At 71.7% G+C, this 13168-nt stretch carries 9 protein-coding genes; 6 read left to right on the top strand and 3 right to left on the bottom strand.

Translation table 11 applies throughout. The features are described from left to right. Nucleotides 1–17 precede the first annotated feature (17 nt). The gene (locus EV148_RS15315) at nt 18–1835 is read right to left on the bottom strand and encodes an LTA synthase family protein (RefSeq protein ID WP_131999722.1); all 1818 of its coding nucleotides are present in this window, start codon (nt 1833–1835) and stop codon (nt 18–20) included. A gap of 122 nt (nt 1836–1957) precedes the next feature. Here EV148_RS15315 and glnE point away from each other — a divergent pair, with 122 nt between their 5' ends. After that, nucleotides 1958–4822 carry a bifunctional [glutamate--ammonia ligase]-adenylyl-L-tyrosine phosphorylase/[glutamate--ammonia-ligase] adenylyltransferase gene (gene glnE / locus EV148_RS15310; RefSeq protein ID WP_131999721.1) on the top strand — a complete coding sequence of 955 codons (2865 nt, stop codon included), beginning with the start codon at nt 1958–1960 and terminating at the stop codon, nt 4820–4822. A 93-nt stretch (nt 4823–4915) separates the two neighbouring features. Next, nucleotides 4916–6784 carry a patatin-like phospholipase family protein gene (locus EV148_RS15305; protein ID WP_131999720.1) on the top strand — a complete coding sequence of 623 codons (1869 nt, stop codon included), beginning with the start codon at nt 4916–4918 and terminating at the stop codon, nt 6782–6784. Nucleotides 6785–6895: 111 nt separating this feature from the next. Here EV148_RS15305 and EV148_RS15300 read toward each other — a convergent pair whose 3' ends face one another. Continuing rightward, entirely contained in the window at nt 6896–7879 is a 984-nt protein-coding gene (locus EV148_RS15300; protein WP_131999719.1) for a mitochondrial fission ELM1 family protein, read from the bottom strand. Nucleotides 7880–8097: 218 nt separating this feature from the next. Between EV148_RS15300 and EV148_RS15295 the strand changes: the two genes are divergently transcribed. Further along, entirely contained in the window at nt 8098–8700 is a 603-nt protein-coding gene (locus EV148_RS15295; RefSeq protein WP_241988116.1) for a YceI family protein, read from the top strand. Nucleotides 8701–9014: 314 nt separating this feature from the next. Here the strand turns inward: EV148_RS15295 and EV148_RS15290 are convergent, their stop codons facing one another. After that, nucleotides 9015–10280: a Yip1 family protein gene (locus EV148_RS15290; protein WP_131999717.1), complete on the bottom strand. Its 1266-nt coding sequence runs from the start codon at nt 10278–10280 to the stop codon at nt 9015–9017. A gap of 172 nt (nt 10281–10452) precedes the next feature. Here EV148_RS15290 and EV148_RS15285 point away from each other — a divergent pair, with 172 nt between their 5' ends. Genes EV148_RS15285 through EV148_RS15275 form a run of 3 tightly spaced genes read left to right on the top strand, consistent with a single transcriptional unit; the run spans nt 10453 to nt 13085 of the window. Continuing rightward, nucleotides 10453–10662 (top strand): zinc-finger domain-containing protein, encoded by a 210-nt coding sequence (locus EV148_RS15285; protein WP_131999716.1) that lies wholly within the window; start codon nt 10453–10455, stop codon nt 10660–10662. 16 nt (nt 10663–10678) lie between these two features. Then, nucleotides 10679–11794, top strand: a complete 1116-nt coding sequence (locus EV148_RS15280; RefSeq protein WP_131999715.1) for a glycosyltransferase — start codon at nt 10679–10681, stop codon at nt 11792–11794. Between the two features lie 49 nt (nt 11795–11843). Continuing rightward, nucleotides 11844–13085, top strand: coding sequence for an O-antigen ligase family protein (locus tag EV148_RS15275; protein ID WP_241988115.1), 1242 nt, complete (start codon nt 11844–11846; stop codon nt 13083–13085). Nucleotides 13086–13168 lie beyond the last annotated feature (83 nt).

Genomic DNA, 13168 nt, shown 5'->3' with positions numbered 1-13168 from the left:
CGCGGGCAATGCGAACCTCAGCCGGGGTCGACGGACGCGGGCACGAGGCCGAGCGCGTCGTCGAGCAACGGCTGCAGTTCGCCGCGCAGGTGCAGGCGCGCGAGCGCGTCGATGCCGGCCGCGTCGCGCGGATCATCCGGGTCGAAGTCGGGCGAGTGGGCGAGGGTGGCGAGCAGGTCGAACCAGCCGCCGTCGTGGATGTCCGCCGCCTGCAGCAGCAGGCCGGGCAGCATCCACGCGCGCGTGTCGAGGCGATGCGCGCGCGGATTGCGGTTGTCGTAGAGCAACCAAGGCACCGGCTGCTGCTTCGGGTCGCGTCCGTCGTCGAAGCCGAGTTCGGCATAGACCGGGCCGAGGTCGGGCAGGTGGTCGCCGTAGAACAGCAGCAAGGTGCGCCGCTTGCGCCGCGCGAGCGCGTCGGCGAGGCGCGCGAGTTCGCGGTCGGCATCGTCGAGCAGGTAAAGGTAGTTCGCGAGCCACGGCCGCGCGCCGGGGTCGAGCCGCTCGGGGATCGGCAGGTCGGCGAGGCGCTGCGGATCGAGGCCCGGTCGCCAGTCGAAGGGACCGTGGTTCTCCATGCTGATCGCGAACAGGAATTGCGGCGGCCCATCGTCGTCGAGTTCCTCGAGCACGCGCTCGGTGAGCGCCGCGTCCGACGTGAACAGGCCGACGATGCGATCGGTCGGGAACGACGCCGCATCGACGAAGCGCTCGAAGCCGAGCGCCGGATAGGCCTGGGCGCGATTCCAGAACGCGGCTGCATTCGGGTGCACCGCGACGCTGCGATAGCCGTGCGCGTCGAGTACGCGGGTGAGGCCGGGATAGGTCTCGCGATCGAGTTCGAGCCAGGGGTACTGCACGCCGCCGAGGCTCGCCAGCGGCGCACCGGTGAGGACCTCGAACTCGGTGCGGATGGTGCCGCCCGCGAACGTCGGCACGCCGAGCTCGCCGCTGGTCGTGCGGCGCGCGAGCGCGTGGTACGCGCGCAGGAAGCGTCCGCTCAGCATGTCGCGCAGGCGCGCGGGATCGAACAGCGATTCGCTCTGCACGACGACGATGTCGGGCAGGGTTTCACTCGACGTCGTGTGCGCGAGGCCGGCACGCAGGTCCGGTGCATGCGCCTCGAGCATCGCGATCGCCGCGGCGCGATCGGCCGGCGGCACGTCGCCGCCGCCGAGCTCCCAGTGGTAGACGAGCAGGCCGCCGATCAGGCCGGTGCTCGCCGCGCTCTGGTCGAGCGCCCAAGGCTGGAAACCACTCGCCGCCTCGACGTAGACGAGGCGCCACGGCGTGGCGCCCGCCATCAGGCTCGCGCCGAACACGGCTGCGACGGCACCGGTCACCGGGCGCCGCCAGCCCGACAGCGCGCGCAGGCGGCGTTCGCGGCACAGCATGAGCGTCGCCGCGACCATGCCCGCGGCGAGCAGGGCGTGCGCGGCATCCACGTGCAGGTATTGCACGAACAGGCGCGCCGCCGGACCCGGCGTGGCGAGGAAGCGCAGGTCGCCGGGCAGCAGTGGCATCCTCAACGCACCGAGCTTGGCGGCATTCGCGCCGTACAGCGCGACGAGGGCGAGCAGGGTGAGCCAGGTCGAGAGCAGCAGCCGGCGCGACAGCGCCAGCAGCAGGGCGAACAGGGCGAGCGCCGGCATCGCGTTGAGCATGGTCAGGCGCAGCATCGGCCACAGCGCTGCCTCGCCCGCAAGGTCGATGCCGGGGTCGAGGTGCGCGACGAGCAGCACGAGCAGCAGTGCGCAGCCGCCGAGCGCGATGCCTTCGCGCTCGACCGCAGGGCGCCAGCCGTCGCGAGCGATGGATGGGAGGGGCAGGGCCATGGAGGGCGCGACAATGCCACGGGCGTGGCAACGCAGGATTAATTCGGCGTTAGTTTTTGCAAAGTCGGTGGCAGCGCGCCGGACGCTGGCTGGCCGCGCGAGCCTGCTGCCACAATGCGGGCATGCTCGAACCGACCCGCTGGCCGCGCCGCACCGCGGCCTTCCTCAACGAACGCCTGTCGCGGCTCGAGGCGGCGTGCCGCGAGGCGAGCGTGCCGTTCCACGACGACGCCGGCGTCGACGACCACCTGTCGGCCGTGCTGCTCGCCAGCGATTTCGCCTACCAGAGCCTGCTGCGCGACCCGCAACTGCTGGGCCCCGACTTCCTGCAGCTGATGAGCGATCCGCGCCACGCGGACGCGCGCGCGGGTGTGTTCAACGACGTGCACGACGCCGGCGAACTGCGCCGCCTGCTGCGGCGCTTCCGCCTGCGCGAGGCGCTGCGCCTGATCTGGCGTGACGTCACCGGCGCCGACGCGATCGAAACGACGCTCGCCGGTGCCTCGGTGCTCGCCGAGAGCTGCCTCGAGGCCGCGCTGCGCGGCGCCGAGCGCCAGGTCGGCGAACGCCACGGCGTGATCCGCGACGCGCGCGGCCGGCCGCAGCGCATGGTCGTGCTGGCCCTCGGCAAGCTCGGCGGCGGCGAGCTGAACTTTTCCTCCGACATCGACCTCGTGTTCGCCTTCGCCGAACACGGCGACAGCGACGGTGCGCGCCCGCTCGACGCGACCGCGTACTACACGCGCGTCGGCCAGGCGCTGGTCGGCCTGCTCGCCGACCACAGCGTCGACGGCTACGTCTACCGCGTCGACCTGCGCCTGCGGCCGTTCGGCACTGCCGGCCGGCTCGCGCTGTCGTTCAACGCGATGGAGCAGTACTTCCAGCGCGAGGGGCGCGACTGGGAGCGCTATGCGTGGATCAAGGCGCGCCCGGTCGCCGGTGACCGCGCCGGCGGCGCGCGCCTGCTCGACACGCTGCGCCCGTTCGTGTTCCGCCGCTACCTCGACTACACCGCGTTCGCGGGCCTGCGCGAGATGAAGGCACTCATCGACGCCGAGGTCGCGCGCAAGGATCTCGCCGACCACCTCAAGCTCGGCCCCGGTGGCATCCGCGAGATCGAGTTCATCGTGCAGCTCGTGCAGCTGATCCGCGGCGGGCGCGAGCCGACCCTGCGCGCGCGTGGGCTGCTGCCCGCGCTGGCCGCGTGCGAGCAGCTCGGCTTCATTCCCTCCGCGCGCGCGCAGCGGCTGCGCGAGGCATACCGCTTCCTGCGCCGGCTCGAGAACCGCGTGCAGATGTTCGCCGACCAGCAGACGCACGAGATCCCCGCCGATGCCGAGCAGCGCGAGCGCATCGCGCTCGCACTCGGCCATGCCGGCTGGGACGCGCTCGAACCCGAGTTGCGCCGGCACCGCGCGGCCGTGGCCGAGGAGTTCGCCGCACTGATGGCGGTCGACGCGCGCAACGACGCGCGGCAGGCGCGTGCGCGCTGGCCGGAGTTCTGGCGTGCACTGCTCGCCGACGGCGTCGATGCTGGCGCGGTCGCCGCCGCCGGTTTCGCTCCGCCGGGCGAGGTCGTGACGGAACTCGAGGCGCTGCTCGGCGGCGCCGCGCTGCGCACGATGTCGGCGCGCGCGCGCGAGCGCCTCGACGCGGTGATGCCGGCGCTGTTCGCCGCCGCGTGTGCGCAGGAGCATCCGGCGCGCTGCCTCGCGCGCCTGCTGCGCCTCGTGCAGGCGATCCTGCGCCGCTCGGTCTATCTCGCGCTGCTCGAGGAACAGCCCGCCGCGTTGCGCCGGCTCAGCGCGGTGTTCGCCGCGAGCGCGTTCCTCGCCGAGCGCGTGATCGCCCATCCGCTGCTGCTCGACGACCTGTTCGACGACCGCGTCGATGCCGAAGCGCCCGACGCAACCGCGATCCGCGACGAACTCGCGCGCCGCCTCGGCATGATCGCGGAGGCCGACCCGGAGGCGGAGATCGAAGCGATCCAGGAGCAGCGCCAGTCGGCGCTGTTCCGCATCGGCCTCGCCTTCCTCGGCGGCCGGCTCGATGCCCGCAGCGCCGCGGCGCAACTCGCCGACGTCGCCGAGGTGGTCGTCGGCGCGGTGCTGCACATCGCCGAACGCGACATGGCCGCGGCGCACGGGCGCATCGACGGTGGCAGCGGCGGCGAGGGCAGTGGCCTCATCGTCGTCGCCTACGGCAGTTTCGGTGGCCGCGAGCTCGGCTTCGGCTCCGACCTCGACCTCGTCTTCCTCTACGACGGCGCGCGCGCGCAGCGTGAATCCGACGGCGCCAAGCCGCTCGATGGCGCGCGCTACTACGCGCGGCTCGCGCAGCGCGTCGTGCACCTGCTCGGCACGCTCACGCGCGCGGGGCGGCTCTACGAAGTCGACGTGCGCCTGCGTCCGGACGGCAGCAAGGGCATGCTCGTGCAGAGCCTCGACGGTTACGCCGCCTACCAGCGCGAGCGCGCCTGGACCTGGGAACTGCAGGCGCTCGTGCGCGCACGCGCGGTGGCCGGCGACGCCGTGCTCGCGCGCCGCTACGCCGAACTGCGCGCGGACCTGCTCGCCCAGCCACGCGATGCGGCGAAACTGCGCGACGACGTCGTGTCGATGCGCGCGCGCTGGCGCGCCGAACGCGACCGCTCGAACGCGACGGAGTTCGACCTCAAGCAGGGTGGCGGTGGGCTCGTCGACCTCGAGTTCCTGCTGCAGGGCCTCGTGCTGCAGCATGCGGCGGCTCATCCGGCGCTGCTTGCCAACGGCGCGAATGCGGCGCTCATCGAGGCATTGCGCAGTGCGCACGTGCTCGACGACGAGACCGCGACCGCGCTCGCCCACGCGCATGCGGGCCTGCTCGCACGCGCGATCCGCTGCACGCTCGATGCACGGCCGCGCGTCGTCGCGCGTGACGACGCGGTCGAGCACGACGCGGCCGCGATCATGGTGGCGTGCCGGGTGGCGGGGTTCGGGTTCGAGTGATTCTTCCGGAGCGAAGGCGCCGTCGTCGAGCGTCGGCCGCGACCCGGCCGGAAGTGTAAAAATGCGGGCGAGAGCGGGCGGCAAGGAACTGCGATGAGCGAACGTCCCGAATGCGATCTCGTGATGAAGGGCGGCATCGCGAGCGGCATCGTCTATCCGCGCGCGATCGCGCGGCTCGCCGCGCACTATCGCCTGCGCAGCGTCGGTGGCGCGTCGGCCGGGGCGATCGCCGCCGCGGCGGCGGCAGCGGCCGAGTACGGCCGCGATCGCGGTGGCTTCGAACGCCTCGAAGTCCTGCCCGACCTGCTCGCGCAGACCGACGACGGCACCGAACGGGGCGCGACGCGCCTGTTCCGCCTGTTCCGCCCGCAGCCGAAAACCGCGCGGCTCTACCACCTGCTCGTCGCCGGGCTCATGCCCGAACAGCCGCGCTGGTCGCTCGCCATCGTGCGTTGGTCCTGCGCGGCGGTGCGCCACTTCCCGCTCGCGGCCTTCGCCTCGGCGCTCGTCGCCGCGGTCGTCGTCGCGCCGCTCGCGGCGCGCATCGACCCCGCTGCCGGCGGCGTGCTGGCGTGGCTCGCGAGTGCGGCTGCGCTCGTGCTCGGCCTGCTCGTCTTCGCGCTCGGGCTCGCCGCGTGCATCGTCGGCCATGCCCTGCGCGCTATCCCCGCGAACGGCTACGGGCTGTGCTCCGGCCTCGGCGACGACGCGGACACGCTGACGCCGTGGCTGCATGCGACGCTGCAGTCGCTCGCCGGTCTCCCGCCGGACCGGCCGCTGTGCTTCGGCGACCTCTGGCGCGGGCACGATCCCGCCCGGGACTACGTCGCCGCGTCGGCTCGCCTGCACGCCGACGAACGCGCGATCGACCTGCGCCTCATGACCACCGCGCTGAGCCATGGTCGGCCGTACAGCTTCCCGCTCGAGAGCGAGGCCTTCTGCTTCGACGCCGACGAGATGCGCGCGCTGTTCCCGGCGAGCATCGTCGACGCGCTCGTCGCGCATTCCCCCGAGCGTATCGACCACGGCGAACTCGCCGGCCGCTATCGCCTGCCGGCGATGGAAGACCTGCCGGTGATCGTGCCCGTGCGCATGAGCCTCGCGTTCCCGTTGCTGCTGTCGGCGGTGCCGCTGTGGCGCACGCGCATGGGGCCCGATCCCTCGCGTCGTGGGCGCTGGATCGGCGCGGCCGAACGGGTGTGGTTCTCCGACGGCGGCATCTGCAGCAATTTCCCGATCCACTACTTCGACGCACTGGTGCCGTCGCGGCCGACATTCGGCATCAATCTCGTCGATGCCGAATACCTCCCCGCGCAGGCGCAGGATCCGGACGATTTCGTCTGGATGCCCGACCACAACGGCAGCGGCGCGACGACGCGCACGGTGCCGGTCGAGCGTGGCGGCCTGCGCGGCTTCCTCGGCGCGATCGTCATGACGATGCAGGACTGGACCGACAGCATGCAGCTGGCGATTCCCGGCTACCGCGATCGCGTCGTCGCGGTGCGCCTGCGCGCGAGCGAAGGTGGCCTCAACCTGCGCATGGCGCCTGCGCTGATCCACCGCATCGCCACGCGCGGCGCGCGCGCGGGCGAACTGCTGCTCGCGCACTACGCGCGGCCCGAGCCGCCGCCGGGCAGCGTGACCGGCTGGCGCAACCATCGCTGGGTGCGCTACCGCGTCGCGATGCGCGTGCTCGGCGAGGCGCTCGAGGCATTGCGTGAAGCCGAAGCGCTCACCGCGGACGGGGATGCCGCGTTGCAGCCGATGCATGCCGATCCGCCGAGCTACGATTTCGCGTCCGAGCGCCAGCGCGACGCAGCGCTACGGGCATACCGCGAGCTGCTCGCGCTCGCCGATCGCTACGCGGCGATGCGCGAAGAACTCGGCTATCCACCGTTCGACCACGGCCCGCACGACGGACCGCGCCCGCGGCCCGAGTTGCGCATCCGCCCGCCGCTGTAGGGCGCAGCAGCCGCGCAGCTCCCACCGGCGGTCGTGGCGGTGCGACGGCATGCGGCGGGACTGGCGGTGAAATCTCGCATTCATCTGCAGCTTCGTGCCGCTGCGCCCCACCTACGGGCTGGCGGTGGCGCGGGCGGCGTGCCAGCGCGTGCGCACGAGTTCGGCGATCGCGGCGGTTTCAGCGAGTGGCGGCGGTCGAGGCCGGGTGTCGGTAACGCCGAGGCGGCGCAGGTGGCCGCTCGCGACGAGCTCGTCATGGAATGCGGCGAGCTTGCCGCGGATCGGTCGCGCGGCCCAGGTGTAGACCGGCTTCCCGGTCGCGCAGGCTTCGGACAGCATGTTGACCGAGTCCGGCGTGACGACGAGGCGATCGGCATGGGCGAGGAAACCGGCGTACGGATTGTCGCCGTCGGCGTCGCCGCCCCAGAAGCGTCCCGGCATCGACGCGAAGCGCGCGCGCAGGCGTGCCGCGACCGCGGCCGGCGTGCGCCGCGAGACGCTGGCGAGGAAACTGCCGCCGTCGACCTCGTGCAAGGCGACGAGCCGCTCGAGCAGGCCGTCGAAATACGCTGCGTCGAGCGTTTGCGCGCGGTTCGAGCCGCCGATGAGCACGGCGGTGCGTGGTGACCGCAGTGCGGCGAGGTCGGCGAAGCGCGCGCGGCCTTCGGCGAGCCAGCTCGGGTCGACGGGGTTGAGCGCGCCGATGCTGCCGATCACGTTGTTGCCGCCGACGCGGTCGTGCTGCGGCGCGATCACGAGGTCGAACGCATCGCTCGCGATGCGCGGATCGAGGATCTGCACGGTGTAGGTGCGTCCGCCGCTCCACGCGCGCAGCGCGCGCGTGACGAGCGCCGCGCGCCGGCCGCAGCCGATCGCGAGGTCGGGCCACGGGGCGTGCAACGCGCGACCATCGCGGGTGCGCACGGCGTGCGCCGCGCCGAACGCGAAGCGCGGCGCGAACGTGTCCCAGGGTTCGCGCAGCACGATCTCGACCGGCTCCGCCACTACGCCGAGTGCGCGCGCGAGCGCGAGCGCCTGCCGCGCATTGCCTGCGGCACCGTCGCTGATCGCCCAACAGGAACTGGTCGCACCCATCGCCTCAGCCTAGCCGACGGCGCGGGGTCGCGCGACGATGCGTCATCGTTCGCCCGTGGAAACGCTGTATCGACGCCGCGTGCCTTGTCGGTCTCCGGGGCATGCCACATCCTTGCAGGGTCAGGCTGGTATGCCCATGCCGTAGCGCGACGGCCTTGCATTCATCGCCGATTCCGCCGTCTCCGGTTTCCATCGTTCATCCAACAAGGAGCTCGTCCATGTTCCGCCGCATCTTCCTCGCCAGCGCGCTCGCGCTCGCCGCCGCACCCGCGTTCGCCACGACCTATACGCTCGACCCGGGCCATACGCAGGTCGTCTTCAGCTGGAACCATTTCGGCTTCTCCAATCCGACCGCGCAGTTCGGCTCGGTCGAGGGCACGCTCGACTTCGATGCGGCGAACCCGACCAAGGGCAGCGTCGAGGTGAAGATCCCGCTCGCCAGCGTGAACAGCAACGTGCCCAAGCTCGACGAGCACCTGCAATCGCCGGACTTCTTCGACGCGGCGAAGTATCCGCAGGCGACGTTCAAGAGCACGAAGGTCGAGAAGGGCGCGGCGGAAGGCCATCTCAAGGTCACCGGTGACCTCACCCTGCACGGCGTGACCAGGCCGATCGTACTCGACGTGACGGTCAACAAGGCCGGCGAGCATCCGATGCGCAAGGCGCAGGCCGCCGGTTTCGACGCGAGCGCGACGATCAAGCGCTCCGACTTCGGCATCGGCAAGTACGTGCCTGCGGTCAGCGACGACATCCAGCTGCGCATCACCACCGAGGCGATCGAGGCGAAGGCCTACGCCGAGAGCCTCAAGCCGAAGAGCTGATCGCGCGAAGCGGATCCGGTTGCAGTGCGAGTGGCGGAAGCCGCCTTTCGAGGGCCGGGGGCCGAGGTCCGAAAAGCATCGCGGCTGCCGCCGCTTCCAGAGAAATGCCGCGCGTGCGGCGGGAATTTCATCCGTTCGCCCTGGGCGCAGGCCGCAGCCGGAGTCGAAGGGCCGTCGTCCTCGAGGCGGCGCTTCGACTCCGCCCGCTCCGCGGGCTGCGCTCAGCGCGAACGGGGATTTTCGAAGCGTCGACCGGCGGAGACAGTTGCTCCCGCATCACTCCTCCGGGCCCTCGTCCGCCGAGGAGTGACGCCTCAGCCCTTCTTGACGCCTTGCGCCTTCAGCGCTTCGAGGCCGGCGAGGTTGATGCTCGCCGCGGCGGCCTTGAGCTGGTCCATGCTCTCGGCGTTGCCGCTGACCTTCACCGAAAAACGGTCGCCGAGCACGATGCCATATTCGCCGTGCTTGTCCTGGCCGTCCCATTCCTCGTGCACGAGTCGGCCGTCGACCTTGTAGGTCTTCTCGTAGCCATGCTCGGTCTGGCGTTCCTGCTGCAGCGCTGCCCAGCCGGCCATCGCCATCAGGCCCTTGGCCGAGCCCATGTCGGTGACCTCGAGGCGCAGCGAGCGCCCCGAAGCATCGTCCGAATAGGTCGCGTGCGCTTCCGAAACCTGCATGCCCATCGCACCGTTCTTCTCGGCCGAGAAGTCGGTGCGTGGGAGGCCAGCGAGCGTCGCCGGCACGAACGGCTTGAGCAGGTCGGGCGACAGCGCCTCGACCTGGTCGCCGCCGCCCATCGCGGCACCCATCACCGCGCCCATCGCCTTCGCCTGCGCGTCGGCGTCGCCGGACTTCTGCGCGGCTTCGAGCTGCTTGCTCGCGGCTTCCATCTTCTGGCCCGCCGCGGCGAGCTTGCCGAGGGCGCTGTCCGCGTCGATCGTGACGCTGCCACCGGCGTCGCCGAGGCGGACGCCGCCGGCGCCCGCGCCGACCACCATGCCGGTGCCGATGATGCCGGCGACGATCAGCCCGCAGATCCAGCTCAGCACGATCGCGATGATCACGCTAACGGCCGTATAGCCGCCCGCCTTCTCCTGCGGCGCCTTCATCGTGTACGGCAGGCCGAGGTAGAGCAGGTAGATGCCGTAGATGCCGCCCGCGAGCGCGATCAGCCAGCCGATGCCCGGGATGATCTGCGCCGCGCCCGCGACCCAGCTCGCGGTCCAGGCGTAGGCGACGGTCTTGAGCGCCTGCACGGGGTTCTTCTCGGCGCCGAAGTTCGGCGCGAGTGCGTCGATGATCAGCGCCATCACGTACGCCATCGCGAGCGCGAGCGCATAGCCGACGATCGCGGCGCTGATGCCCGCGCCCATGCCGGCGCGATAGGTCACGCCGAGCAGGCTCGTGCCGATGATGCTGCCCTTGATGAAGCCGGCGATCGCCGGGATCGCCGCGAGGATCGCAATCCAGTTCTTGTACAGGTCCGGTACCGTCGCCGGCTCGGCCGCGATGACCGGCCATTCGGTCTTCGGCGTGAGCAGGATCGCCTTCACGCGCGCAATCATCTTGTTGATGTCCACTATGCCCTCCCGTTGCTGGTCGATGGGGTATCGAACAAGGCCGCGGCATTCTAGGCTACGCGGCCGGTGGGCGTGCCTGCGGGCGAGTCACGGCGATGCCGTGAAGCGCTTCACATACTCGTTGGCATGTCTTGTGCTGGTAAACTGCAAAGCTCTGTCCATGGAGTAGAGCATGTCGCGACCCAATCCCGCGGCGGAAAGGACGATTCCCGCCAACGCCGAGAACCGCTACCGGGTCTCCGGCGCCGACCTGCCGTTGAGCTGCCCGATGCCCGGCATGTCGCTGTGGAACTCGCATCCCAAGGTCTACCTGCCGATCGCCGAGCAGGGAGGGCATGCGAAATGCCCGTACTGCGGCGCCGAATACGACCTCGAACCCTGATCCGATACGGAGCCGCATGGCCGCGCGCCGCCTGACCGTCGTCCAGCTGCTGCCTGCATTCGAGGCCGGCGGCGCCGAGCGTTCGGCGCTGGAGGTCGCGCGCGCCCTCGTCGACGCCGGCCATCGTTCGATCATCGTCTCGGCCGGCGGCCGCATGGCTGAACGGGCCGTGCGCGAGGGCAGCGAGCACCGGGTGATGCCGATCGGCGCGAAGTCGCTGCGCGCGCTCGCCCAGGTGCCGAAGCTGCGCGCGCTGCTGCGCGAGGTCGGCGCCGACGTTGTCCACGCGCGCTCGCGCATGCCCGCATGGGTCGGCTGGCTCGCGGTCCGCGGCCTCAAGCCGCAGCCGCATTTCGTCACAACTGCGCACGGATTGAACAGTCCGGGCATCTACAGCGGGGTCATGACCCGCGGCGAGCGCGTCATCTGCGTGTCGAACACGGTGCGCGACTACCTCCTGCGCAACTACCCGCGCACCGATCCGAGCAAGCTCGTGGTCATCCCGCGCGGGATCGATCCGGGCGACTACCCGTTCGGCTACCTCGCCGACAATTCCTGGCGCGAGTGGTTCTTCGCCGAGTTCCCGCAGCTCGCCGGCGCACCGTTGCTGACCCTGCCCGGCCGCGGCACGCGCCTCAAGGGCCATGCGGACGCGATCGAGCTCGTGTCCGACCTCAAGGCGCGCGGCATCCCGACCCGGCTGCTGCTGCTCGGGGCGCGCCAGGAAGGGCGCGAGGCCTACGTCGCCGAACTCGAGCGCCTCGCGGTCGAACGCGGCGTCGCCGACCAGATCGCGATCAGCGCGCAGCGCGACGATGCGCGCGACGTGTTCGCCGCCTCGGCACTCGTGCTGCAATTGTCGAACAAGCCCGAATCGTTCGGCCGCACGGTGATCGAGGCACTCGCGCTGTGCCGGCCCGTGCTCGGCTACGACCATGGCGGCGTCGGCGAACTGCTCGCCGACCTGTATCCCGCCGGGCGCGTGCCGCCGCAGGATCGCGAACGCCTGACCGAACGCGCCGCGGAACTGCTGCGCGCGGCGCCGCCGATCGCGCCGCTGCAACGCTACCGCCTCGCCGACATGCAGGCGGCCACGCTCGCGCTGTACCGCGAGATCGTCGGCGCGGACTGAAGCCGCCGCGCGAGCGGCTAAGATGCGCACGTTCCGCATCGGACCCGCCGTGACCCCGAACCCCGACGACCGCGCCCCCCTGTGGGCTACCTTGCTCGTGCCCGCCGTGCTCGTGCTGCTGCCGCTCGGCCGCAGCGCCGAGGCGCCGCTCGCGCTCGGCGCGATCGGTGGGCTCGTGCTGCTCGCGCGCGGTCGCGCGCGCCTCGACGACGGGGCCGTGAAGCTCGTGCTCGCGCTGTTCGGCGCCTACTGGCTCGCCGCGCTGCTGTCGGGCTTTGCCGCGGTCGCGCCGGGCAAGACCTGGTCGACCGTCGCCACCACCCTGCGCTTCCTTCCGTTCGCGTTGTACGCGACGTGGGCGCTGCGCGATGCGGCCCGTTGGCCCGCGCTGGTCGCCGCCGTCGCCGGCATCGTCGTTTTGTGGACGCTCGATGCCTGGGTGCAGATGGCGACCGGCTACAGCCTCGGCGGCGCGGCCGAGCGCGAGCGCGTGTCGGGCATCTTCGGCGCGGGCAACCTCAAGCTCGGTCCCGTGCTCGCGACGCTCGCGCCCTTCGTGCTGCTCGCCGCGCGTGCGCGCTGGGGCGTTCGCGGCCTCGTGCTCGCGTACGCGTTCCTCGCGCCGCCGGTGCTGCTCGCCGGTTCGCGCGCGGCATGGCTGTCGTACGCACTCGTCGGCGTGCTGCTCGCCTGGCACGAGACGCGCCGGCCGCGACGTTTCCTCGCCGTGTGCGCCGTGTTCGCGCTCGGCCTCGGCGTGATCGGCGCATTTGCATTGCACGATTCGGCGCGCTTCGGCGCGCGCATCGAGCGCAGCCTGCGCGCGCTGCAGGGCACCGAGGCCGCGGTCGACGAAGCGTCGGCAGGGCGCCTCAGCATCTGGCGCACCGCGCTCGCGATGAGCGCCGCGCATCCATTCACCGGCGTCGGCGCGCGCGGTTTCCGCTATGCCTACCCGGACTACGCGGCGCCGGGCGACCGCTTCGTCGACACCGCGAGCGACACCGGTGCGTCGCACGCGCACCAGATCGTGCTCGAAGTGCTCAGCGAAACCGGCGTCGCCGGCCTCGTGCTGTGGCTCGCCGGCGCATGGGCCGCGTTGCGCGCGTGGCGTCGCGCCGACGCGGGCGCGCGCGAACGTGCGCTCGCGCCCGGACTCGCGCTCGTCTCGATGTGTTTCCCGCTCAACACCCATCTTGCATTCTATTCGGCGTGGTGGGGGCTGCTGTTCTGGTGGCTGCTCGCGTTGTATTGCGCGGCGCTCGGTGCACGCGAGGCCGCGGCGCGTTGAGCGCGGCGGCACGCGCTCTGCGCGTACCGCCCTACGGTGGGGGGCTGCGATACGGGATACGAATCGCACAGGCCGGACGCGCG

Origin of the sequence: Dokdonella fugitiva (genome assembly GCF_004342425.1) — a bacterium.
Classification (GTDB): domain Bacteria; phylum Pseudomonadota; class Gammaproteobacteria; order Xanthomonadales; family Rhodanobacteraceae; genus Dokdonella_A; species Dokdonella_A fugitiva.
The sequence above is the reverse complement of the archived record's forward strand: the minus strand, read 5'-3'. Positions and strand labels throughout refer to the sequence as shown.